The sequence below is a fragment of the Mesorhizobium sp. P2_E9 genome (assembly GCF_056403815.1).
On the sequence record NZ_JBFUET010000009.1, the window covers coordinates 495,669 to 519,932 of the forward strand.

At 62.9% G+C, this 24,264-nt stretch carries 21 protein-coding genes; 10 read left to right on the top strand and 11 right to left on the bottom strand.

Going from position 1 to position 24,264, the window contains the following annotated elements; all coding sequences use genetic code 11:
• Nucleotides 1–10: 10 nt before the first annotated feature.
• Nucleotides 11–232: a DUF1674 domain-containing protein gene (locus AC1D05_RS18935; RefSeq protein WP_477442852.1), complete on the top strand. Its 222-nt coding sequence runs from the start codon at nt 11–13 to the stop codon at nt 230–232.
• Nucleotides 233–386: 154 nt separating this feature from the next.
• Here AC1D05_RS18935 and AC1D05_RS18940 read toward each other — a convergent pair whose 3' ends face one another.
• Complete coding sequence (locus AC1D05_RS18940) at nt 387–1,052, bottom strand: HAD-IA family hydrolase (RefSeq protein ID WP_477442854.1); 666 nt, start codon at nt 1,050–1,052, stop codon at nt 387–389.
• A 166-nt stretch (nt 1,053–1,218) separates the two neighbouring features.
• On the opposite strand from AC1D05_RS18940, the gene AC1D05_RS18945 reads away from it, so the two are divergent.
• The 3 genes from AC1D05_RS18945 (at nt 1,219) to AC1D05_RS18955 (ending at nt 5,402) form a co-directional block, all read left to right on the top strand.
• Nucleotides 1,219–2,088, top strand: coding sequence for a transglutaminase-like domain-containing protein (locus AC1D05_RS18945; protein ID WP_477442855.1), 870 nt, complete (start codon nt 1,219–1,221; stop codon nt 2,086–2,088).
• Nucleotides 2,089–2,399: 311 nt separating this feature from the next.
• On the top strand, nt 2,400–3,761 hold the full coding sequence (locus AC1D05_RS18950) for a pilus assembly protein TadG-related protein (RefSeq protein ID WP_477442857.1): 1,362 nt from the start codon (nt 2,400–2,402) through the stop codon (nt 3,759–3,761).
• A 378-nt stretch (nt 3,762–4,139) separates the two neighbouring features.
• A complete protein-coding gene (locus tag AC1D05_RS18955; protein ID WP_477442859.1) occupies nt 4,140–5,402 on the top strand; it encodes a class I SAM-dependent methyltransferase in 1,263 nt (420 codons plus the stop codon).
• A gap of 19 nt (nt 5,403–5,421) precedes the next feature.
• Here the strand turns inward: AC1D05_RS18955 and AC1D05_RS18960 are convergent, their stop codons facing one another.
• From AC1D05_RS18960 to acs, 3 genes are all read right to left on the bottom strand, one after another.
• The gene (locus AC1D05_RS18960) at nt 5,422–6,240 is read right to left on the bottom strand and encodes a sugar phosphate isomerase/epimerase family protein (protein ID WP_477442861.1); all 819 of its coding nucleotides are present in this window, start codon (nt 6,238–6,240) and stop codon (nt 5,422–5,424) included.
• A gap of 162 nt (nt 6,241–6,402) precedes the next feature.
• Entirely contained in the window at nt 6,403–7,152 is a 750-nt protein-coding gene (locus AC1D05_RS18965) for an MOSC domain-containing protein (protein WP_477442862.1), read from the bottom strand.
• Complete coding sequence (acs, locus tag AC1D05_RS18970) at nt 7,152–9,107, bottom strand: acetate--CoA ligase (protein ID WP_477442864.1); 1,956 nt, start codon at nt 9,105–9,107, stop codon at nt 7,152–7,154. Before acs ends, AC1D05_RS18965 begins: the two co-directional genes overlap by 1 nt.
• Nucleotides 9,108–9,410: 303 nt before the next feature.
• Between acs and AC1D05_RS18975 the strand changes: the two genes are divergently transcribed.
• Nucleotides 9,411–9,683 carry an usg protein gene (locus AC1D05_RS18975; RefSeq protein WP_477442866.1) on the top strand — a complete coding sequence of 91 codons (273 nt, stop codon included), beginning with the start codon at nt 9,411–9,413 and terminating at the stop codon, nt 9,681–9,683.
• Between the two features lie 160 nt (nt 9,684–9,843).
• Here the strand turns inward: AC1D05_RS18975 and AC1D05_RS18980 are convergent, their stop codons facing one another.
• The 3 genes from AC1D05_RS18980 to AC1D05_RS18990 are packed head-to-tail and all read right to left on the bottom strand — an operon-like array spanning nt 9,844 to nt 13,452.
• Nucleotides 9,844–10,878: an aldo/keto reductase gene (locus tag AC1D05_RS18980; protein WP_477442868.1), complete on the bottom strand. Its 1,035-nt coding sequence runs from the start codon at nt 10,876–10,878 to the stop codon at nt 9,844–9,846.
• Nucleotides 10,879–10,923: 45 nt separating this feature from the next.
• A complete protein-coding gene (locus tag AC1D05_RS18985) occupies nt 10,924–12,204 on the bottom strand; it encodes an SGNH/GDSL hydrolase family protein (protein WP_477442869.1) in 1,281 nt (426 codons plus the stop codon).
• Between the two features lie 60 nt (nt 12,205–12,264).
• Nucleotides 12,265–13,452 (bottom strand): MFS transporter, encoded by a 1,188-nt coding sequence (locus AC1D05_RS18990; protein WP_477442871.1) that lies wholly within the window; start codon nt 13,450–13,452, stop codon nt 12,265–12,267.
• Nucleotides 13,453–13,591: 139 nt separating this feature from the next.
• On the opposite strand from AC1D05_RS18990, the gene AC1D05_RS18995 reads away from it, so the two are divergent.
• Complete coding sequence (locus AC1D05_RS18995) at nt 13,592–14,497, top strand: LysR family transcriptional regulator (RefSeq protein WP_477442873.1); 906 nt, start codon at nt 13,592–13,594, stop codon at nt 14,495–14,497.
• Nucleotides 14,498–14,620: 123 nt separating this feature from the next.
• Nucleotides 14,621–15,346 carry a neutral zinc metallopeptidase gene (locus AC1D05_RS19000; protein WP_477442875.1) on the top strand — a complete coding sequence of 242 codons (726 nt, stop codon included), beginning with the start codon at nt 14,621–14,623 and terminating at the stop codon, nt 15,344–15,346.
• A 35-nt stretch (nt 15,347–15,381) separates the two neighbouring features.
• On the opposite strand, the gene AC1D05_RS19005 is transcribed toward AC1D05_RS19000, so the two are convergent.
• The 4 genes from AC1D05_RS19005 to AC1D05_RS19020 form a co-directional block, all read right to left on the bottom strand.
• On the bottom strand, nt 15,382–15,690 hold the full coding sequence (locus AC1D05_RS19005) for a hypothetical protein (RefSeq protein WP_477442876.1): 309 nt from the start codon (nt 15,688–15,690) through the stop codon (nt 15,382–15,384).
• A gap of 166 nt (nt 15,691–15,856) precedes the next feature.
• Nucleotides 15,857–16,906, bottom strand: a complete 1,050-nt coding sequence (locus AC1D05_RS19010; RefSeq protein WP_477442878.1) for an aldo/keto reductase — start codon at nt 16,904–16,906, stop codon at nt 15,857–15,859.
• Nucleotides 16,907–17,056: 150 nt separating this feature from the next.
• Complete coding sequence (locus AC1D05_RS19015; RefSeq protein ID WP_477442879.1) at nt 17,057–17,311, bottom strand: type II toxin-antitoxin system Phd/YefM family antitoxin; 255 nt, start codon at nt 17,309–17,311, stop codon at nt 17,057–17,059.
• 53 nt (nt 17,312–17,364) lie between these two features.
• Nucleotides 17,365–18,027 (bottom strand): YggS family pyridoxal phosphate-dependent enzyme, encoded by a 663-nt coding sequence (locus AC1D05_RS19020; RefSeq protein WP_477442881.1) that lies wholly within the window; start codon nt 18,025–18,027, stop codon nt 17,365–17,367.
• Between the two features lie 156 nt (nt 18,028–18,183).
• Here AC1D05_RS19020 and leuS point away from each other — a divergent pair, with 156 nt between their 5' ends.
• The 3 genes from leuS to AC1D05_RS19035 all read left to right on the top strand — a co-directional run bounded on the left by leuS (nt 18,184) and on the right by AC1D05_RS19035 (nt 24,218).
• Nucleotides 18,184–20,808, top strand: a complete 2,625-nt coding sequence (leuS, locus tag AC1D05_RS19025; RefSeq protein ID WP_477442883.1) for a leucine--tRNA ligase — start codon at nt 18,184–18,186, stop codon at nt 20,806–20,808.
• Nucleotides 20,795–21,379: an LPS assembly lipoprotein LptE gene (locus AC1D05_RS19030; protein WP_477442885.1), complete on the top strand. Its 585-nt coding sequence runs from the start codon at nt 20,795–20,797 to the stop codon at nt 21,377–21,379. The genes leuS and AC1D05_RS19030 overlap by 14 nt, the downstream gene beginning before the upstream one ends.
• A 256-nt stretch (nt 21,380–21,635) precedes the next feature.
• The gene (locus AC1D05_RS19035) at nt 21,636–24,218 is read left to right on the top strand and encodes a DNA translocase FtsK (RefSeq protein WP_477442887.1); all 2,583 of its coding nucleotides are present in this window, start codon (nt 21,636–21,638) and stop codon (nt 24,216–24,218) included.
• Nucleotides 24,219–24,264: the final 46 nt, after the last annotated feature.

The following is a 24,264-nucleotide window of genomic DNA, read 5'->3' on the forward strand; positions in this document are numbered from 1 at the left end:
GGAATATCGCATGACCGACGAAACCAGTAAAACGCCCGCTGAAACCGATGGCGACGCCTCGCCGAAGGAGCTGACGCCCGCCGCACGACGGGCGCTGGCCGAGGCCGAGGCCCGGCGTACCGAGTATCGCGAGAAGGAAGCCACACTGCCCCGGGAAATCGGCGGCCGCGGTGGCAAGGAGCCCGGCCGCTACGGCGACTGGGAGGTCAAAGGCCTGACCAGCGACTTCTAGGGTGCGTTGATATTCAGGTGAGGCCGGCCTGCAAAAGGCAGCTTCCTCCGCTTCCGGTGCTCACGTACGAAAAGTACGCTCCGCTCCGGTTCTCGAAAACCGCCATTTTCGGCTCGGCCTGACCTGAATCTCATCACACCCTGGCCAACGCTGCTTAGGCAGCGCTGCGCTGTGCTTCGAGCGCCAGCCAGCCGCGTTCGTCGATGGTGATGCCGACATTGTCATAGCCCGCGATCGCGGCATGCGGGGTTGGCAGTGGGTGCGCGTGAGTGGCGTTGATCACCATGACCGAAGCTTGCGCCGCTTCAGCCGCCGCGATGCCGGCCGGGGCATCCTCGAACACCAGGCAGTCGCGCGCATCGACGCCGAGCCGTTGTGCGCCAAGCCGGAAGCAGTCGGGGGCCGGCTTGCCACGGGAAACGTCTTCCGCCGCAACGATGACCGCAGGGACAGGAATGCCGGCAGCCTGCATGCGTGCAAGCGCCAAAGAGCGTGGCGCCGAGGTGACGATCGCCCAGCTTTCGCCCGGCAGCGCCTTGAGAAACGCCACGGCGCCGGGGATCGGGACAATGCCATCCAGATCGGCGGCCTCGGCCTTCAGCAGCAGGTCGGCCTCATGCGCCGGGTCGACGCCTGGAAGGGCAAGGTTGGTGATAGTCTCGATCGCCCGCACGCCGTGGATCGTCGGCAGGAAGGCCGCGACGTCGAGGCCGTGCCGGCGTGCCCAATCGCTCCACACCCGCTCCGCCGAGGCGATGGAATTGATGAGGGTGCCGTCCATGTCGAAAAGAAAGGCGGCGAATTTTCTGCCAGCAAACATGATTTTCCTTGAAGTCCGGGGAGTGTGTCGAGGGAGGACGCAACCGTAACGTCAAGGTGCTGACATGGAAAGGCACGAGGCGTATTTTGGGACGATCCAGGGAACCAGGGCACAGCTGCGACGTTTGAGCAAAACTATTTTCCATGACGATCGAAGGGGACCTGCAATGCTGATCCGGCTCGGCTACGAAATAGCCATTGAATGCATCGAGGCCACTCCGGTGATTTCGCTGCTCGAGATCCACAAGGACAGGCAGGCTGACATCAAGCGGCAGACGCGGGTGCTGACATCGCCTTCGGTGCCGACCAAGCTCTACCAGGACCTGCATGGCAATGGCTGCCGCCGCTTCACCGCACCAGCCGGCACCTTCCGCATTCTTTACGATGCGGTGATCGAAGACAGTGGCGAGACGGACGCGGTCAACACACTGGCGAGGGAAGTGCCGGTGGCCGAATTACCGGACGAGGTGCTCGGCTATCTCCTTGGCAGCCGCTACTGCGAGACGGATCACCTCAGCAATCTCGCCTGGCAGTTGTTCGGTCATCTGCCCTCCGGCTGGGCGCGGGTGCAGGCGATCGTCGACTATGTCCACAACCGGCTATCGTTCGGCTACGGCTATGCCCGTTCGACCCGCACGGCGGCGCAGGCGCACGAGGAACGGGTGGGGGTCTGCCGCGACTTTGCCCATCTGGCGATCACGCTCTGCCGCTGCATGAATATTCCGGCGCGCTATGTGAACGGCTATCTCGGCGATATCGGCGTGCCGGTCGATCCGGCGCCGATGGATTTCTCGGCCTGGATGGAAGTCTTCCTCGACGGCAAGTGGTACACGTTCGACCCGCGCCACAACCAGCCAAGGACCGGCCGCGTCGTCATCGCGCGCGGTCGCGACGCCACCGACGTACCTTTGCTCCACAGCTTCGGCCCGCACCGGCTCAGCCTGTTCAAGGTGTGGACCTATGAACAGGAACGCAATCTGTTCAATCCGCCCCATCACGGCATCGACCGGACTGCCAGCGCGCAGATGCTAGCATAGTCCATCGCACCGTTTCGCGTCCCGCAATCTCGGGACAGTTGCTCCGGATCGGCACATAGCCCCTGTGCCGCAACAGGACGTCGCTGAGCATCCCGCAACTGCCTGGATTCGAGCATGGTAAGCGGTCCGTAAACACCGCCGAAACCGCGGTTCCCGTTTACCAGTCGTTCACCTTTGCACGCGGTGAAATTCAACAAAAACAATGTGTTGAGATTGATAGCCCAGCTCCGGCGCATAACCCGCGTCGTTCGGCTGGAATCCTGCATTTCCCTCATTGCGGCGACGAGGCCGAGGCATGTGGAGGCTGTAGGATGCGAAATTACGGGGGTCTTGTTCACGCGGTCGGCGGGTTCGCCAGAGATCGCGGTGGAAATTTCGCGGTCCTGTTCGGCTTTGCTGCCTCGGTCTTGGCGCTAGCGGGCGGCTTCTCGGTCAACGTCTCACAACTCTACAATGCCAAATCGAGCCTGCAGAGCGTGGTCGACGCGGCGGTGACATCGACAGCACGCGACCTGACGACAGGGGTCATCAAGGAAGCCGATGCCAACAATTCGGTGAAGGCTTTTCTCGACGCCAACGACACCGCTGGAATTCTGCAGGCAGGCCAGGTCGTCCTTGACCGGCTGATCGTCGACAAGATCGCGAAAACGGTCCAGGTCGACGCTCATGTCGATGTCGGCCTGTTCTTCCCGATTTTCGGCATGGGCGATACGAAGCGTGTCACCGCGTCGACGACATCGCTTTATTCGGACAAGACCATCGAAGTGGCGATGATGCTCGACGTGACCGGATCCATGGCCGGTCAGAAGATCAAGGACCTGAAGACCGCAGCGGCCAATGCGGTGGACAGTTTCCTGGGCAACCAGGATCCGAACAAGCCGCGGGTGCGCGTTTCGATCGTGCCCTATGCCAATTCGGTCAATGCCGGTCAGCTTGCCGCCAGCAGCGTTTACGTCGAAACCAACGCCAGCCAGCGCAAGCAGGCGCCCGGCAATGCAAGCGCCCAACTTGCTTCGGCGTCGCCGCGCCCCGACAATTGCGGCACCGAACGCAAGGGTGCCGACCAATATTCGGACGCGGGTCCCGACTCCAGCATGGTCAATCGCGACTATCTGCTGTCAGGCTTTGCAGCGAACACACGCACCGCTGCTTGCCCGGTAGCAGCGCTCGTGCCTTTGACGGCCGACGCCGCCACACTCAAGAATGTCATCAAGGATCTTGTTGCCTCTGGCGGCACCGCCGGCCACATCGGCGTCCAGTGGACCTGGTACATGCTCTCGGAAAGCTGGGGCAGCGTGCTCAATGCTTCGCAGCGGCCGGCCAAGGCTGATCCGAAGAAGGTTGGCAAGTACGCGATCCTCATGACGGACGGCGAGTTCAACCTGTCCTATTTCGACGCGAGCAATGTCGACGGGGTTTACAACGATGCCGGCAAGGAAACGACCCGCACGGCAGCGACGAAACTCTGCGCCGCTATGCGCGACAAAGGCATAGAGATCTTCACGATCGGCTTCAAACTTGAAGAGGCCAATGCAGTTACGACACTGCAAACCTGTGCCAGTCCCGATACCGGTTCGGCCAAGCACTTCTACCAGGCCGCCGACGGCGTCGAATTGGATACGGCCTTCCAGACGATCGCCCGCAACATCGAAACCCTTGCGTTGACGAAGTAAGGCCTAGGCCCAAAAGGAAAAGGCCGCCGCTTCTTTAGAAGCCGGCGGCCTTCCGTGTTTCCGTCCATGGCGCGGCCTGTGGCGGCAACCCCTTCGGGTTACCTGCCGCGCATCTCGCGCCTTAACGGGAAGACTGCTTCCCGAAAGTGCAATCCGCTGAGGCCACGTTCTGGAAAACGAAATCACTCGACATCGGATCACCTCCTTTCGATTTGTTGAACACACAGACATGATGGGGTGCGTTGCAGCAAATGACAAGATGCCTGACTGAAAAAGGCAACCTGCCGAAAATGCCGCCCAGCCTGATCCACGTGCTGCGGCTTGCGATCCATGGCCCAAACGGACAAGATCGTCCCATCGGGCCGTGGGGGAAGGAGCATGGACGCCACCGAAAGAGCCGCGCGCATCGTTCGAACGGTGATCGAGGCGCTGAAGCCGGGCTTTGCCGTCCGGCTGTGGACCGGGGAGCGGATCGGTCCCGCCGACGGACCGGTGCTTGCCATCAACGATCAGGACATCGTCTGGCAATTGGCCCGCCGGCCGAATTTCTCGACGCTGCTGGAGATGTGGATTTCGAGGACGATCGACGTCGAGGACGGGTCGCTGTTCGACCTCTACGCCTTGCCTTCGAAGGGAAAGCTGAGGCTGAAGGCGTTGCCGAAGCTGGCGATCCTGCGCGACCTGCCCGCCGTGCTGTTCTCGCGACGACAGATGACGAAACGGGCTGATCTGGCCGGCCGCAATCCCTTCGTCAGCGGGTCCAACAAGCAGGCGATCGAACATCACTACGATATTTCGAATGCCTTCTACCGGCTCTTCCTCGATGAGCGCATGGTCTACACCTGCGCCTACTTCACCGATTTCGCCAATGGCATCGACCAGGCGCAGCAGGACAAGCTCGACCATATCTGCCGCAAGCTCAGGCTGAAACCGGGCGACCGGCTGCTCGACATCGGCTGCGGCTGGGGCGCGATGCTGATCCATGCCGCCAAGCACTATGGCGCCATCGGCCATGGTGTCTCGCTGTCGGAGGAACAGACCCGGCTGGCGCGCGAGCGCATCCGCGCCGAGGGGTTGGAGGAAAAGATCACCATCGACATCAAGTCCTACACCGATCTCGACGGCAGCTATGACAAGATCTCGTCCATCGGCATGTTCGAGGCGGTCGGTCTCGCCAACCACGCCACCTATTTCTCGACCGTCCACCGGCTCTTGAAGCCGGGCGGCATCTACCTGCATCATGCCATTACAAGGCGCGGCAAGGGCGGCACGCGCAAGACGCTGCGCAAGGGCGCGGAATACAAGGCGCTGATCAAATACATCTTCCCTGGCGGCGAGGTCGACACGATCGGCATGACGCTTGGCAATCTCGAGGCGCACGGTTTTCTCGTCGCCGATGTCGAGAACCTGCGCGAGCATTATGCCCGCACCTGCAGGCTGTGGGCCGAGCGCCTGCACGCCCGCTTCGACGAGGCGATCGCCGAGGTCGGCGAACCCAAGGCGCGGCTCTGGCTGCTTTACCTCACGGGCTGTTCGATCACTTTCGATCGCGGTTCGGCGCAGATTTTCCAGACCGTCGTCACCAAGCGCGCGCGTGGCCCGAGCGGCCTGCCGCCGACGCGGGCCGATCTGTACCGGTAGTGCGAGACACGCTCGCGCCTTACTCGGCGATGCCAAGTGAGGCGATGTACGCCGCCGAAGCGGGGATCTTGGACTTGTCCCTGATCTCGATGATCAGGCGCGGATTGCTTTCGAGCTTCGCCAGCGCGGCAAAGACCGAGCGCCATTGGATCGTGCCTTCGCCGAGGCTCCAGTGACGATCGGCGTAGCCGTCGGCATCCTGCAAATGGATGTGCTGCAGGCGGTTGCCGGCAGCATGCACATAGTAATCAACCGGCGGAGCACCGGTCGAGCCATGGGCATAGTAGGCATGGCCAGTGTCGATCGAGACGGCGACCGCGGGGGAGTTGAAGCTGTTGGCCAACGCCACGCGAATATGCGGATCCTTGTCCTCGATGTTCTCCAGGACCATCGTGCAGCCGATGTCCTGCGCCCGCCTGACGGCATCGTGTAAGGTGAGCTGGCAATACCCGACGATTTTCTCGCGCTCACCGGGATTGTTGTCGAGATTGTTATAGGACCAGGTCGAATACGGGCTGTGGACAACCATCTGCGTCGCGCCGATGGCGGCGCAGACCTCGATACCCTGGACCAGCCGTTTGCTGACGACATCGCGAATATCGGGGTCCTGCGAGGCAATGGTGAAACCCCAGAAAGGGCCGTGAATTCCGAGCCGCCCCTGATGGCCGTCGAGAAGCTTTCTGGCGCGGGCGGCGAGCGGTGCCCAGTCGCCATTGAGAACGCTGGCCTCGGCAAAACTTTGCAATTCCAGGTCGCGCTGCTTTTCGAAGAGCCAGTCGCGATGAATTTCAAGGTCGTCCAGGGTCATGGCGGCGCCAAGAATGGGCAGGGAAGTCATAGGCACTCCGAGTGGTGTGATTTCAAGGTGTCGGGCGGCAAGACGGATCGGGCCGAGGCTGTATGACGCCGTTTTCTGTCATGCGTATTACACGCCGTGCCAAGCCTCCGCGAGGTGCAGGGGTCATGCCGCCGCTATGTGGCCTGGCGTTGGCGATATGATTTAGACGAAGCGCATCGGCGCGCCGATCTCGACGCGGGCCGGCCGGTCGACCGTGCAATAGACGCCGAGATTGTGGGCGTTGTGGCGGACCAGGTTGCGCAGGATACCGGGATCGTGCTCGAAGCCGTCCTGGCTGATGATGGTGAAGCCGCAGCGGCGGCATGGTTCGGAAATCGTCAGCAGCAATTCGCCGATCGCCAGCTTGCGGCCGATCCATTCCGTCTCCGGAAACGAACCTTCGACCGCTGCCATGTCGACGACGATGTTGGGGCGGAAGCGGCGCGGGTCGGCGGCGCCATCCGGATGCAGCGCCTTCAAGCGCGCCAGCGAGGCCGTGGTCAAGAGATGGATCGGCGCCTTGGTATAGCGGGCCGCGGTCACCGGACCGGCATAGGCCGGCGGCGCATTCTCCCGGCCGAACGGCCGGATCGAGGCAGCGAAGCCGAGATAGGCCGATACCGCGTGGTCGCATTCCACACTGGGTGCGCTCAGCCAATCGCCATTGGGGATGGCGACCTCCAGGTCGCGATCATTGGTCAGCCGGGTGCGGATGCGCGGCACCTTGTGCCATTTCGGCTCGCGGTCGGGCCGTGCGATCTCGTTGTCCGAGGTATCGACGAGGCCGAACATGCGGTCGCCCGCCATGCCCGCCGGTCCGACCACGACGGCATCCTGACGCTCGCCGGCGAGCGAACTCGCCGGATAGCGCCACAACTGGGTGACAGAGCCCAATGCCGCCTCGTCCCGCATCAACCCTTCTTGTTCTGCCGGTTGGCGATGAGGTCGTCGACGACGGCGGGATCGGCCAGCGTCGAGGTGTCGCCAAGGGCGGCAAAATCATCCTCGGCGATCTTGCGCAGGATGCGGCGCATGATCTTGCCCGAGCGCGTCTTGGGCAGGCTTGGCGAGAACTGGATCTTGTCGGGCGACGCGATGGCGCCGATCTCCTTGCGGACATGGGCGATGAGCTCCTTTCGCAATTCCTCGGTCGGCTCCTCTCCCTTCATCAAGGTGACATAGCTGTAGATGCCCTGGCCCTTGATGTCGTGAGGATAGCCGACCACGGCGGCCTCGGAAACCTTGTCATGACTGACCAGCGCCGATTCGACTTCGGCCGTGCCCATGCGGTGGCCGGAGACGTTGATGACGTCGTCGACGCGGCCGGTGATCCAGTAATAGCCGTCGGCATCGCGACGGCAGCCGTCGCCGGTGAAATACTTGCCCTTGTAGGTGGAAAAATAGGTCTGCACGAAGCGGTCGTGATCGCCATAGACGGTGCGCATCTGGCCAGGCCAGGAATCGGTGATGCAGAGATTGCCGTCTGCCGCCCCTTCCAGCACCTTGCCTTCGCCGTCGACCAGCTGCGGCTTGACGCCGAAGAAGGGCCGCGTCGCCGAGCCTGCCTTGAGATCGGTGGCACCGGGCAGCGGCGTGATCAGGATGCCGCCGGTCTCGGTCTGCCACCATGTGTCGACGATCGGGACCTTGCCGTTGCCGACGACGTTGAAATACCACTCCCAGGCTTCCGGGTTGATCGGCTCGCCGACCGAGCCGAGCACACGCAACGATTTGCGCGAGGTCTTCGTCACCGGATCGTTGCCGGCGCCCATCAGCGCACGCAACGCCGTCGGCGCGGTGTAGAAGATGTTGACCTTGTGCTTGTCGATGACTTCCCAGAAGCGCGACTGCGACGGATAGTTCGGCACGCCCTCGAACATCAGTGTGGTGGCGCCGTTGGCGAGGGGGCCATAGACGATGTAGCTGTGGCCGGTGACCCAGCCGACATCGGCGGTGCACCAGTAGATGTCACCGTCATGATAGTCGAAGACATATTGGTGCGTCATCGAGGCATAGACGAGATAGCCGGCGGTGGTGTGCAGCACGCCCTTCGGCTTGCCGGTCGAGCCCGATGTGTAGAGGAGGAACAGCGGATCCTCCGCCTTCATCTTTTCAGGCTTGCACTCCGCCTTCACCGTCGCGACCTCGTCGTGGTACCAGACGTCGCGGCCCGGAGCCCAGCCAATCTTACCGCCGGTGCGGCGCACGACGACGACGTTCTTGACCATCACATGCTGCCTGGCGGCGATGTCGATGGCCTTGTCGGTGTTTTCCTTCAGCGGGATCGGCTTGCCACCGCGCAGGCCCTCGTCCGCTGTGATGACGAAGGTCGATTCGCAGTCGACGATGCGTCCGGCCAGCGCGTCGGGCGAGAAACCGCCGAAGACGATCGAATGGATGGCGCCGATGCGCGTGCAGGCGAGCATCGCATAGGCGGCTTCCGGGATCATCGGCATGTAGATGGTGACGCGGTCACCCTTCTTGACGCCGTGCTTCTTCATCACATTGGCGAGCCGGCAGACATGCTCGTAAAGCTCGTTGTAGGTGATCTTCTTGTCGTCGTAGGGGTTGTCACCTTCCCAGATGATGGCGGTCTGGTCGCCGCGCTTCTTCAGGTGGCGATCAATGCAGTTGTAGGAAACATTGGTCAGCCCGTCCTCGAACCATTTGATCGACACCTTGCCGTCGAAGGAGGTGTTCTTGACCTTGCTGTAGGGCTTGAACCAGTCGATGCGCTTACCGTGCTTGCCCCAGAATTTGTCTGGGTTCTTGATGCTGTCGGCATACCATTTGAGATACGTGTCGTTGTCGATTAGCGCGTTCTTCTTCCAAGCTGGCTGGACGCGATGGACATGAACTTCGGACATTCCTGATTTTCCTCCCGAACCAATCCGCCGGCTTGAACCTCCGGCGGGATCGCGGCGAAGCGGCCGCGAATTTGGCGGCATTATTACCAGTTCCGCCGTGACGGCAACATTAGACGTTGGATTCGCGCGGCGGGATGCCGCAGGGGCATTGTCATAGGTTGTCAGCACTCGGGTTAGCTCGCTGCTAACTGTATGTTTTCGCGTCGAAAAGCCTGTTTCGATCAGGAAAAATCAATAGACAGTTAAGCAACGGCGCGCACAATGTTGCGTTGGGAGGCGAGGTTAATCAACCTGGGGACCGCTATGCGCGACCATGCCGAAATGGACCTGATGCTCAAAGGCTATGGGCTGACCACGGCCAAGATTCTCTATCATTTTCCCGATCATCCGCACCTGCTGCAGAGCTTCATCTGGCAGGACTACGACCTGGCGCCGAAGTTTCCGGTGCTGATCAAGTTCATCGAATTCTGGCAGGCCAAGCTCGACGGGCCGCTGCATTCGGTTGTCTACACGCACCAGAAGCTGATCGCGCCGAATGAATGGCGCAAGGTGGATGGCGAGTTCGTGCTGCATTAAGGCATGTCGATATTCAGGTGAGGCCGGCCTGCGAATGGCGGCTTCCTGCGCTTCCGGTGCTCACGTACGAAAAGTACGCTCCGCTCCGGTTCTCGGAAGCCACCATTCTCGACTCGGCCTGACCTGAATCTCAACACGCCTTAGCTTCGGCGCGTGGCGCTCACACCGCCGGCGGGTTGAGCCGGGCAAAGCCTTCCTGGCGGCGATAGGGGAAGTACGGGTAGGGCGCGGTAACTTCGCTTGCCGCGTCGAGTTTCTTCACCTGCTCCGGCGTCAGCGACCAGCCGACGGCGCCGAGGTTCTGGCGCAGTTGTTCCTCGTTGCGGGCGCCGATGATGACGGAGGAAACGGTCGGGCGCCGCAACAGCCAGTTGATGGCGATCTGCGGTACGGTCTTGCCGGTTTCCTGCGCCACCGCGTCAAGCGCATCCATCACCCGGTAGAGATGTTCGTCCTCGACCGGCGGACCGAAGCTTGCCGTGTCGTGCAGCCGGCTCTTTTCCGGCAGAGGCTGGCCACGGCGAATCTTGCCGGTCAGGCGACCCCAGCCGAGTGGGCTCCACACCAGCGCGCCAACGCCCTGGTCGAGACCGAGCGGCATCAGTTCCCACTCATAGTCGCGGCCAACCAGCGAGTAGTAGACCTGATGTGCGGCGTAGCGCGGGTAGCCATGCTTGTCGGCCTCGGCCAGCGACTTCATCACCTGCCAGCCGGAGAAATTGGAAACGCCGACATAGCGCAGCTTGCCGGCGCGCACGAGGTCGTCCAGCGTCGACAGCACCTCCTCGATCGGCGTGCCCGCATCGAAGGCGTGCAGTTGCAACAGGTCGATGTAATCGGTGCCGAGGCGCTTCAGCGCGGCATCCACCGACTTGATCAGCCGCGAACGCGACGAGCCGTAATCGGCCGGGCCGTCGCCCATCGGCAAAGAAGTCTTGGTCGAGATCAGCACGGCATCGCGGCGGCCCTTGATCGCTTCGCCGAGCACCTCTTCGGAAGCGCCGTTTGAATAGACGTCGGCCGTGTCGAACAGATTGACGCCGGCCTCCAGGCAAATGTCGATCAGCCGCCGCGCTTCGACGGCGTCGCTGTTGCCCCAGGCGCCAAACAGCGGGCCGGAGCCGCCAAAGGTTCCCGCACCGAACGAGAGCGCGGGCACTTTCAGGCCCGATGCGCCGAGACGTCGATAATCCATGGTTTTATCCTTTCAATTGCAATTCTAAGCCGGGTGCCGATCTGCTCAGTTCCCGATCAGTTGGCCAAGGTCGATGGCCTCGGCCATGGCCCGGTTTCCCTTCTCGCCCGGATGCAGATGGTCGCCGGAATCGAATTCCGGCAGCAGGCGTGTCGGATGCTTGGGATCGCGAAGCAGCACATCGAAGTCGACGACCGCGTCAAAGGCGCCACTGGTTCTGATCCAGTCGTTGACCTTCTGGCGCAGCGCGTCCTTCTCCGGCGTGTAGTAGCCGTCGAGCGGCGTGCCGCTCAGCGCGCCCTCGAAAGGTGTCAATGTGCCGCCGAGGATGATGAGATTGTGGGCGTGAGCCTGGGCGGCGAGCTGCAGATAACCGTCGGTGAGTGCCGCCAATGATGGCAGGGACTTTCCAAACACGAAGGGCGTGCCGGGCCAGCTGATGTCGTTGATGCCGATGAGCAGCACCACCGCCCTTGCGCGGGGCTGGGCCGCCACGTCGCGGTCGAAGCGCGCCGACGCCTTCACGCCCATCGCGTCGTCGAGCAGCCGCGCGCCTGATATGCCCGCGTTGAGCACCGCAATATGCTTCGAAGCGAGACGCCTCGCCAGGAAGTCCGGCCAGCGATTGTCGCCGTCCAGCGTGGCGCCATTGCCGTCGGTGATCGAATCGCCGATCGCGATCACCGCCCCATGATTTGCCGGCGCATCGACCAGGATTTCGCTGACCAGCATACGTGCGTCGGTGGTCTTCGCGGCCACGAGTGCTGCCGAAGCCGTCTGATTGCCGTCGCTGATATAGGCGGTCTGTTTGCCATCCCAGTGGAAGGTGGTGATCGGCGTCACCCGAGGCAGATAGATCGATATGGACAGATGGCTCAAAGCGCCGAGAGGCAGGTCCACCGGATCGCTGACCAGAGGTGCCCCCGCCGGGACTATTGCCCTGGTCTGGCCGCCGAAGGTAACGACGTGGTCGGTGCCGGCGACGATTTTCGAACCCTCACCTGCAATCGCGGCATGCGTTTCACCGATCTGAATAGGTGTGTTGGTATATTCGTTCGACAGCACGATGCGGAATTGCTTGCCGCCAATGCTGGTGCGGACCGTCTGGCGTATGGTCTGGTTCTCAAGCTTCGGCGCGATCTTCACCGGCAAGGCGAAGTCGGGACCCCATGTCGGTTGCGGGCTGGCGGTCCAGGTGCCGACCCAGTCCTGTCTTTCGCCTGACATTGCGGGGTTGACGATCAACGTGGTCGCCAAGGCGAGCGCGGCGAGGGTCAAACGCTTTGCCGCAAAGATGATGATGGTACGGCGCATAGGATGTTTCATTGGGGCTCTCCTCTTGGGTTCTGCCTTCCGTCATGCCGAAGGTGGGTCCTGGGTCCGCCGTCATTCCATGGAGGTGGCCGTTGCCGGGAGCAGCCGCTCTTCGCGTCTGTCGAGACGCAGGGCCAGTCCGGCCACGCCGAGCGCCGCGACCGGCAGCAAGGCGGCGACCCAGGTGAGGGAACCGAGCCCCATTCCATGGGCAATCACCGCGCCGCCAAGCCAGGCGCCGGCGGCATTGCCGAGGTTGAAGGCGGCGATGTTGAAGGACGAGGCTAGGCTCTGGCCGGCGCCTTGCGCCTTGTCCAGCACCCACATCTGCAGTGGCGCCACCGTGGCAAAGGCGGCGGCTCCGAGCAGGCCGACATAGATCACGGCCATGACCTGGCTGTGGATGGCGAAGCTCATGGTGGCGAGCACCAGGGCCAGCACCACGAGGCTGCCGAGCACGGCCGGCACCAGCCAGCGGTCGGCGACCTTGCCGCCGGCGAGATTGCCGGCAATGAGACCGCCACCGAAGACAAGCAGGATCGGCGATACGGCGGCTTCCTTGAAGCCGCTGATCTCGGTCAGCAGCGGAGCGATGTAGGTGAAGACGGCGAAGACGCCGGCATAGCCAAGCACGGTGGTGGCGAGGCCGAGCAAGACGGGCGTGCGGCGCAGCACGGCGAGATCGGCGCGCAGATCGCTCTTCTCGGGGGCCTCTTGGCTGCGCGGTACCAGCGCAAGGATGACGGCGAAGGCCGCCAGGCCGACCAGGGTCACTGCCCAGAAGGTCGCACGCCAGCCAAAGGCCTGGCCGAGCCAGGTGCCGAAGGGCACGCCGAGGATGTTGGCGATGGTCAAGCCGGTGAACATCAATGCAATCGCCGAGGCCTTCTTGTTGGGCGCGACCAGACCGGTGGCGACGACCGAGCCGACGCCGAAGAAGGTGCCGTGGGCAAAGGCGGTGATGATGCGGGCGCCCATCAGCGTCCAGTAGTCGGGCGCCAGCGCACAGGCGAGATTGCCCAGCGTGAAGATCGCCATCAGCGCCAGCAGCACGGTCTTGCGCGGCCAGTTGCCGGTGGCGATGGTGAGCAGTGGCGCGCCAATGACGACGCCCAGCGCATAGCCCGAAATGAGCTGTCCGGCGGCCGAGATCGAGACGCCGAGATCCTTGCTGACATCGAGCAGCAGACCCATGATGACGAATTCGGTGACACCGATGCCGAAGGCACCGGCGGCGAGGGCGTAGAGAGCAAGAGGCATGGCTGTTTCCACTTCCAAGACGGGCCGTTAAGGCGACGAGCGCCTTGTCCAAACCCGCGCCCCGACCCGAAAGATCGTGCCGCCACGCTCTATGAACCAGACTTGCGTTGGGCACATTTTCTGTGAAATAGATTCACAGATGGCGAGATCCGACATCAACCGCTCCGGCGAGATCGAAGTTTTTGTCCGCGTCGTCGAGGCGGGCAGTTTTTCCGCCGCGGCGCGTGCGCTGCGCATGACACCATCGGCGGTGAGCAAGCTGATCGCGCGATTGGAAGCCCGGCTTGGCGCGCGGCTGGTCAGCCGCTCGACGCGCAAGCTGCAGCTGACGCCGGAAGGGTCGGCTTTCTACGACAGCGGGCTGGGTATCCTGGCCGATATGGCGGCGGCCGAGCGCGAGGCGGCGGCGGGTGCCGCACCTCGTGGGCGGCTGCGCGTCAACACCTATGTGCCGTTCGGGGTGCACCGGCTGATCCCGCTGCTGCCGCGTTTCCTCGAACGCTACCCCGAGATTTCGGTTGATCTGGTGCTGACCGACAGCGTCATCGACCTGATGGCCGAACGCGCGGACGTTGCCATCCGCGCCGGTCCGCTCGGCGAATCACGGCTGGTGGCGCGCAAGCTCGGGCAGAGCCCGGTGGTCGTGGTTGCGGCACCCTCCTACCTCGAAACGCATGGCATACCGCTGACGCCGGCCGATCTCGACAGCCACAACCGCATGGGCTTCGGCTTCGTCAGGCATATCGACGGCTGGCCGTTCCGCGACGCGGAGGGCCGCGCCATCATGATCCCGATCATCGGCAACACGCTGGTCAGCGACGGTGAGGCGATGCGGCTGATGACATTGGCCGGTTCCGGCATCTCCAGGCTGGCGCGCTGGCACGTGGCGGCCGATATCGCCGACGGTCGGCTGGTGCCGCTGCTGGAGGATTTCAATCCGGGCGACGAGGAGGCGACCCACGCCGTCTATGTCGGCCAGGGCCGCCACCTGCCGGCGCGGGTGCGGGCTTTTCTCGATTTCCTGGCCGAGACTGCGCGGCTCTGACGAAGCGCGGCTTTCAAGGCCTGTTCGACAACCCAACAGGGGCAAGATATGGACTCCCGTCCGGTCATCGCAGGCGCCTCGGCGCTCAGGCTCCGGGAGCGTTGGCAATTCAGGAGGCGTGAATTGGTCCGCTTGTCCTTGGTCACGGCATTCCTGCTTGCCATCGCGACATTGCTGCATGCTTCAACGATCTCCGAGGCAGCCGAGGTCTCGACAGCTGCGGTGCCCGCTCCAAACGCCCAACCGGATGACGTCAAGCGGCTCCTTTCCGTGGCTTTGGCTGAAACCGAGGATTTCTGGGGCGCCACCTTCAAAGCCGGCGGATTGAAATATGAGGAGCCCAAGCTGGTGCTGTATACCGGCACTATCGCCACAGCATGCGGCCCTGTTTCAGGGACATTGTACTGTGCGGCGGACCACAAAATTTATCTCGATCCGGCGTTCCCCGAGCTTCGACAGATCGGTTCGACGGGAGATTTCGCCAAGGCGTTGATTGTGGCCCGAGAGGTTGGGCACCACGTGCAGAACGTCTCTGGCGTTCCGCACCTTGATGTCACCGCCGGCGACCAGCAAGCCGCCATCATCCGATCGGAACAGGTGGAGCTCCAGGCCGATTGTTTTGCCGGGCTATGGAGCCGCTATGTCTGGGACAAGGGGTTGCTGGACGACACCGATCTGACTGAGGCCAGGGCGCTGCTGCGATCTCTCGGAGATGATCAGGTCGCGAATGCCTCAAATAATTCGACGGCAAAGCGGTACGGCACCTCAGAACAGAGGATCCGCTGGTATGATCGGGGCCTAGCCGGAAAAGCGATCGCGGACTGCAATACCTCTGCCAATCCGCCGTGACATTGGGACTGTCCGTCACCGGCTGAGTTGGGCCATCACTGGCCGACGAGCCTCAATGCTTTCCTGATGTTTTCAATGACGGTCCCGATATCCGATCGCCCTGACGTGTATTCTCCATCCGGGTCATAATATGCGTCCCGCAGCCGCTCCAAACGAGAAATGACGGCGGCTCCGTAGTCGTGCGCGGTGCCATCGACAACGACCTTCTCGAATTCGGCCTGCGCGGCACTGACCGCGCCGACGCACACTTTCCAATCGTAAGGGCTGGCAGAAGCCGCGGCTTGGCGATCAGCCATGATCGCGACAATCCTCTCTCGAAATTGCTCAGCGGATGGTGCGATCATCGCCCCTGACATCCCGGTATGCTGCCCCGGCGTCATGATGGTAGCTGCGAAATCGTGTCCGGTACAAGGCGACCCTGCGGCCCTGACGAAAGCGCGAAAAAGCCGCGCGCCCGAAGGGACACGCGGCTTGCGGAAAAACGGAAAATCGCCTCGAGCCGAAGACGGATTACGCCTTCGGCACGAAGGGGGCAGGGCGCCGGCCAGCCGCCTGGCGCTCTAGCATCCAGCCGGGATATTCGGACGGCAGCGCGCTGACCTCATCGAGTCTGGCGAGATCGTCAGCGTCGAGCTTCAGTTCAGTCGCGGCAAGATTCTGTTCGAGCTGCTCCATGCGGCTGGCGCCGATGATGACGCTCATCATGAAAGGCTTGGCCAGGACATAGCCCAGCGCCACCGTGGCAACGCTGACATCATGTTTTTTCGCGATCTCGCGCATGACGGCGACCGCCGCCCAGGCACGGTCCTCGTTGACCGGCGGGAAATTGAAGGACGCGCGGCGACCTTCGCCATTGCCGGGCGCGCCGGGGCCGTATTTGCCGGAGAGCAGGCCGCCGGCCATCGGCGACCACACCATCAGGCCAAGTTTCTCCTCGTTGATCAGCGGCACGATCTCGCGCTCGAGGTCGCGGCCGGCGATCGAATAATAGGACTGGATGGTCTCGAAGCGGGCAAAGCCCTTGCGGTCGGCGATGCCGAGAGCCTTGGCGATCCGCCACGCCGCCCAGTTCGACACGCCGACATAGCGGACCTTGCCGCTGGCAACGAGATCGTCGAGCGCTCGCAGCGTCTCGTCGATCGGTGTCACCGTATCGGTGCCGTGCAGCTGATAGAGATCGACGTGATCGAGCTGCAGCCGTTCGAGGCTGGCATCGACCGCATCCATGATGTGGCCGCGCGACGAACCGCGCTGGTTCGGCCCATCGCCCATGGCGCCGTGCGCCTTGGTGGCGATGACCACGCTCGATCTGGCGACGCCGAGATCCCGCAGCGACTGGCCGAGCAGACGCTCGGACTGACCGAAGGAGTAGACGTCGGCCGTGTCGAAGAAATTGACCCCGGCGGCGATCGAACGGCCGACGATCTCGTTGACACCCTTCTGCTCGAGGCTGGCGATCAGGCCCCATTGGGCATTTTCGCCGGCGGTGCCGAAGGTCATGGTGCCAAGGCACAGTTCGGAGACGAACATCCCCGTATTTCCAAGCTGGTTGTAACGCATGGCGAAGGCTCCAGTAGACTATGTGATGACACAAAACAAATAGGAACGGTACGTTTCGTTTCAAGTGGTGGTGCAATGAGCCTTTCTGCCTGGACCATCCACAGTCGACCGTCACTACCGCTGCATTTATGATGGCGGTGTCAGAATTTATCAGAGATCGATGACTCGGATCATCGTGTTGGAGCGGCGATTGACCTCCTCGGCGAAGCCGTCATCCCACTCAGGACCCGAAAGAAGATATTCCGCTGGCGAAGGTTTTGCCCCAATCAACCGTTCATAGTCCTCAACAGCCAGCACGACGGCAGCTGGCTTTCCATGCACCGAAATGGTTTGCGGCCCCTTTTCTCGCAACTGCCTTAACAGCTCCGAGAGATTGCTCTTTGCGCTCTGAATATCCCAGTTCATGAGGACTGCTCGCTGATTAGCTTGGCAAGCATATATCAGACGCTGCGGAGGGACTACCGGCTGCCGAAAATCGCCGAGCCGACGCGAACGCTGGTGGCGCCGAAGGCGATGGCCGTCTCGTAGTCGCCGGACATGCCCATCGACAGTTTGGCGACGCCGGCCTCACGCCCAAGCTTTTCCAGCAAGGCGAAGTGGGGGCCGGGGTTTTCATCGGCGGGCGGGATGCACATCAGGCCTTCGATGGCGAGGCCGTGGACATCGCGGCAGCGGGTGACGAAGGCCATGGCGTCGCGCGGCTCGATGCCGGCCTTCTGCGGCTCGGAACCGGTGTTGACCTGGACATAGAGTTTTGGGGTGCGGCCTTGCCGGGCGATTTCCTTGGCGAGTTCGGCGGCGATTTTCTCGCGGTCGACCGTTTCGATGACGTCGAACAGCGCCACTGCCTCTTTCGCCTTGTTCGACTGCAGCGGGCCGATGAGATGCAGTTCGATATCCGGGAATGCCGCCTTCAGCGCGGGCCATTTGCCTTGCGCCTCCTGGACGCGGTTCTCGCCGAAGACGCGCTGGCCGGCTTCGATCACCGGCTGGATGTCGGCGGCCTCAAAGGTCTTGGAGACGGCGACCAGCGTCACCGCGCCAGCTTCGCGGTGGGCCTCCTTCTCGGCGGCGGCGATCTTCGCCTTGACCGCGAAAAACTGCTGAACGGTGTCACCCATATGCAAATCCCGCTGTTTTGACCCGCGTTTTTAGCCGCCGCGATGCCCATATGGTTGACGGGTTTGCCAAACCATGGTGAACACCCGGACCACATTCCCTGAACCGCCGAGCCAGTCGCGCGCGGTTCGCGCCTGCTTTTAAGTGAAAAACGTCCCATGGCAACCGAACGATACAATCCGCGCGCGTCAGAGCCCAAATGGCAGAAGGCCTGGGCCGACAAGAAGCTGTTCGAAGCGCACAATGACGACCCGAAGCCGAAATACTACGTGCTGGAAATGTTCCCGTACCCGTCGGGGCGCATCCATATCGGCCATACCCGTAATTACACGATGGGTGACGTGGTGGCGCGCTACAAGCGGGCCAAGGGGTTCAACGTGCTGCACCCGATGGGCTGGGACGCCTTCGGCATGCCGGCCGAAAACGCGGCGATGCAGAACAAGGTCCATCCCAAGGAATGGACCTATCAGAACATCGCCACCATGCGCGAGCAGCTCAAGGTCATGGGGCTGTCGCTGGATTGGGCGCGTGAATTCGCCACCTGCGATGTCGATTACTACCACCGCCAGCAGATGCTGTTCCTCGATTTCGTCGAGAAGGGGCTGGTGACGCGCAAATCCTCAAAGGTCAACTGGGACCCGGAGGACATGACGGTGCTCGCCAACGAGCAGGTCATCGACGGGCGCGGCTGGCGCTCGGGCGCGCTGGTCGAACAGCGTGAGCTGACGCAGTGGTTCTTCAAGATCACCGATTTTGCGCAGGACCTGCTGGATTCACTCGACGGCCTCGACGAGTGGCCCGAAAAAGTGAAGCTGATGCAGCAGAATTGGATCGGCCGTTCGGAAGGCCTGCTGATCCGCTGGCCGCTGGCCGAGCCGATCGCAGGCGAGCATGAGCTGGAAGTCTACACGACGCGGCCCGACACCATTTTCGGCGCTTCTTTCATGGCCGTTGCCGCCGACCACCCGTTGGCCAAGAAAGCCGCCGAGAACAATCCAGAACTGGCGAAGTTCATCGAAGAGATCCGCCATATGGGCACTTCGGTGGCGGCGCTGGAGACGGCCGAGAAGAAGGGTTTCGACACCGGCATCCGTGTCGTTCATCCGTTTGACGACAGCTGGACGCTGCCTGTCTACGTCGCCAATTTCGTGCTGATGGAGTACGGCACCGGCGCCATTTTCGGCTGCCCGTCCGGCGACCAGCGCGACCTCGACTTCGCCAACAAGTATGGCCTGCCGGTGATTCCGGTGGTGATGCCCGAAGGCGCCGATGCGAAGACCTTCCAGATCACCGAGGAAGCCTATGTCGGCGACGGCGTGATGATCAATTCGCGCTTCCTCGACGGCATGAAGCCGGATCGCGCCTTCGACGAGGTGGCGAAGCTTCTGGAGCAGAAGACGATCGGCAACCGGCCGATGGCCGAGCGCAAGGTGAATTTCCGCCTGCGGGACTGGGGCATTTCGCGCCAGCGCTACTGGGGCTGCCCGATCCCGATGATCCATTGCGAGGATTGCGGCGTGGTGCCGGTGCCGAAGGCCGACCTGCCGGTCAAGCTGCCGGACGATGTCGATTTCGACCGGCCGGGCAATCCGCTCGACCGGCATCCGACCTGGCGCCATGTGAAGTGCCCGCAATGCGGTGGGGATGCGCGCCGCGAAACCGACACCATGGACACGTTCGTCGATTCGTCGTGGTATTTCGCCCGCTTCACCGCGCCCTGGGCACATGAGCCGACCGATCCCAAGGCGGCCAATGAATGGCTGCCGGTCGACCAGTATATTGGCGGCATCGAGCACGCGATCCTGCATCTGCTCTATTCGCGCTTCTTCACCCGCGCTATGCGCGAGACTGGCCATGTCGATCTGGCCGAGCCGTTCAAGGGCCTGTTCACGCAAGGCATGGTGGTGCACGAGACCTACCGTGTCGGCTCGGCATCAAACGGCCGCTGGCTGGCGCCGACCGAGGTGCGGCTGGAGGGCCTCGACGGCGAACGCCGCGCCTTCGACATCGCTACCGGTGAGACCGTTACCATCGGCCCGCTCGAGAAGATGTCGAAGTCGAAGAAGAACACGGTAAGCCCGGAAGACATCACCGACGGCTACGGCGCCGACACGGCGCGCTGGTTCATGCTGTCGGATTCGCCGCCCGAGCGCGACGTGGAATGGACCGATGATGGCGCCGCCGGCGCGCATCGCTTCATGCAGCGCATCTGGCGGCTGGTGGCGACGGCGGCCGAGACGCTGGCAGGCGTCAAGCCTGCCGCGGCCGACGCCGGTGAGGCGGGAGCGGTATCGAAGGCCACGCACAAAATCCTGAAGGCAGTCGGCGAGGACATCGAGAAGCTCGGCTTCAACCGTGCCATCGCCCGCATCTATGAACTGGCCAATGTGCTGACCACGCCGCTCAACACGGTGGCGGTGGGCAAGGCCGATCCGGCACTCAAAGGCGCCTGCCGCCAGGCTGTGGAGATCCTGGTGCATCTGGTCGCACCTGTCATGCCGCATCTGGCCGAAGAGTGCTGGGAGACGCTTGGCGGCACCGATCTGGTCGCCGAACGGCCGTGGCCGGTCTTCGATCCGGCACTGGTCGTCGACAATGAAGTGACCTATCCGGTGCAGGTCAACGGCAAGAAGCGGGGGGATTTGACAATTGCCCGCGACGCGGACCAAGGTGCGGTCGAAAAAGCGGTATTGGCTCTCGACTTCGTGCAGAAAGCGCTCGAAGGTAAGGCTCCGCGCAAGGTGATCATCGTGCCGCAGAGGATCGTCAATGTCGTTGCCTGATCGGGAAAAGACAGAGCTGAGCCGTTTGCTGCGCCGCGCCGCGCTTGCCGGCCTGATCGGCTCGCTGGCGCTGGTTTCGGCCTGCACGGTGCGGCCGCTCTATTCGAACGCGCTGCTGTCGCCCGGCTCGAACGCCACAGCCAATTCCGAACTGGCGTCGATCGCCATCAAGCCGGTCAAGACGCGCTATGCCCAGCAGGTGCGCAACAATCTGATCTTCGGCTTCGGGCGTGGCGCCGGCGAACCGGCCTCGCCGGCTTATTCGCTCGATCTCACCGTGACCGAGGCCGTCGAATCCTCGGCCCTGGTGCAGGTCCAAACCGATCAGGACGAGCCGACCGCCGGTTCGGTGACACTGACCGCCAGCTATACGCTGACCGATGCGACAACCGGCGCCGTCGTCACGGTCGGCAAGCGCGCGATCACCTCGTCCTTCGACAGGCCGCGCCAGGAATTTGCCTCGTACCGGGCGCAGATCGACGCCGAAAATCGCGCCGCGCGTGAACTGGCCGAAGCGCTGCAACTGTCGATCGCCCAGGATCTGGTCCGGCACGGCAAGAAGACTGGTTAGCGCCGCTTCCTTTCACGGAAGACGCCATCTCGACCCTAGTGCTCGGCCCGCTTTGCGCTTGCCGAAGGCTCTTTCTTTTTTGGCCCTCCGCGTGTCGATGAGCAGGTGATCGTGGGTGACGATCGCGGCCAGAATCCGGCTCGTCCGTCATCGCTGCGAAAGATACATTTCGGTCGCTCCAACGTTGCTGATGGGAAGCAACTGTTAACCACTCGCTCCCTATTGCTCAGCAGACGGTTCAGCGTGAGTCTTGAGAATGGAATCCAAGCGTTTTCCTCGGGTCAATTCAGTGACAGTTTCGCCCGATAATCCCGAGGGTGAGCGTTTGAACAACAAGCCGGATGGCCAGCGAATCGGCGCGTCCAGGGCCGGCAATTCCCCGCCGCCTGTCGATCTCGGCGGCAACGAAAGCCCGGCCTGGCAGGACTATTTCTTCCTGGCGCCCAACGTGCGGTTCACCCGCACGCCGGACTATGAAGCCAACACACGCCAGCCGCGCCAGATCGCCTCTGAGCAAGGCGAATCGCATCCGCTGCCGGCGCGACAAGCCGTCGCACAGCCTGCTGCGGCTGCGACGTCGTCCGCAGTCTCGTCCCCGTTATTGTCGGCGACGATGAAAGGCCGGAATTCGGCTCCACAACCCACTCAGCCGCCTGCCAGCAACAGAGCCGTGACGCATGAGAGGCCGCCAGCATTGGGCGCGGCAGCCGTTCCGCCAAGGCATGCTGGCGAAAATGCAAGGGCTGCTGCGCCGGTGGGTGCGAGAACAGCGGTGACAGCACGCGCGTCCGCACCGGCATCGTCTGCCCAGGCAATGGCGGCGCCAGTCAAAACACCAGGCCGCGAAACCGTACGCTGGCCCTATCTGTCGAATCACGTCTTCTTCGAACTCATGGCGCCTTACATGATCGACAGCCCGTTGCCGGCGCCGCGGCCGGTTCCGGCTTCGCGGCCGGCAGTGCCGGTCGTCTCCCCACGGGTCGACATCCGCCCCGCCACGGCCGATCCGACCGCGTTGTTCCGAATCATCGAATGCCTTCCAGGCCAGCAGGCTCCGTCGACCTTGCCGGAAGTCCGCCCCGCCAACTCGAACGAAGCCGTGGTTCAACCGGCAGCGAGCAGCGCACCGCAACGGACCCGGGTGAAGGTTGCAATTCCGTCCGCTGCCGGCAACGGCGTTCCAGAACAGGTCGCGCAAGCCGCGGAGGAGAGCGTGCAAGCTCCGGCCATGCGCGTGTCTGCGCCACTGCCTCTGGTCGGCAAGATCGTGCCGGCCTCGACAGGCGAGGCGTACGAACTTCCCTCGGAAGAGTTGCTGCAGCAGCCGCCGGAGGGACAGGGCTTCTACATGTCGCAGGAGCGGCTCGAGCAGAATGCCGATCTTCTGGAAAGCGTGCTGGAGGATTTCGGTGTGCGCGGCGAGATTATCCACGTTCGCCCGGGTCCCGTCGTCACCCTCTACGAGTTCGAGCCGGCGCCGGGCGTCAAATCCTCGCGTGTCATCGGGCTCGCCGACGACATCGCCCGCTCCATGTCGGCGGTCTCCGCGCGCGTCGCCGTCGTGCCTGGACGCAACGTCATCGGCATCGAGCTTCCCAACGAGACGCGCGAGACCGTCTATTTCCGCGAACTGATCGAATCGGAAGGTTTTCGCAAGACCAGCTGCAAGCTGGCGCTTTGCCTCGGCAAGACGATCGGTGGCGAGCCTGTCATTGCCGAGCTGGCGAAAATGCCGCATCTGCTCGTCGCCGGCACCACCGGCTCCGGCAAGTCGGTTGCCATCAACACCATGATCCTGTCGCTGCTCTACCGGCTGAAGCCGGAGGAGTGCCGACTGATCATGGTCGATCCCAAGATGCTCGAACTCTCCGTCTATGACGGCATCCCGCATCTTCTGACCCCGGTCGTCACCGATCCCAAGAAGGCGGTCACTGCGCTCAAATGGGCGGTGCGCGAGATGGAGGACCGCTATCGCAAGATGGCGCGGCTCGGCGTGCGCAACATCGACGGCTACAATGAGCGCGCCGCCCAAGCCCGCGACAAGGGCGAGGCGGTCGTCATGACGGTGCAGGCCGGTTTCGAAAAGGGCACCGGCGAGCCGCTGTTCGAGCAGCAGGAAATCGATCTTGCGCCGATGCCCTACATCGTCGTCATCGTCGACGAGATGGCCGACCTGATGATGGTCGCCGGCAAGGAGATCGAAGGCGCCATCCAGCGCCTGGCGCAGATGGCGCGCGCCGCCGGCATCCACCTGATCATGGCGACGCAGCGCCCCTCGGTCGATGTCATCACCGGCACGATCAAGGCCAACTTCCCGACCCGCATCTCCTTCCAGGTCACCTCCAAGATCGACAGCCGCACCATCCTGGGCGAGCAGGGCGCCGAACAGCTGCTTGGCCAGGGCGATATGCTGCACATGATGGGTGGCGGACGGATTTCGCGCGTGCACGGCCCCTTCGTTTCCGATGCGGAGGTCGAGCATGTCGTGGCGCATCTGAAGGCGCAGGGCCGCCCGGAATATCTGGAAACCGTGACGGCCGACGAGGACGAGGAAGAAATCGAAGACGACCAGGGCGCGGTCTTCGACAAGGGATCGGTGGCAGCCGAAGACAGCGATGCCGCCTATGACGAGGCGGTCAAGGTGGTGGTGCGCGACAAGAAATGTTCCACATCCTACATCCAGCGCCGCCTCGGCATCGGCTACAACCGCGCGGCTTCATTGGTCGAACGCATGGAAAAGGAAGGGCTGGTCGGCGCGCCCAACCATGTCGGCAAGCGCGAGATCATCATGGGGCGGCGTCCGCCGGTGGCCGCGCCTGACGACGAGAGCACGGATTGAGTGGCAGCCCTTTGGGCGGCAAGGCTTCTTCGGAAGTGCAATAAAA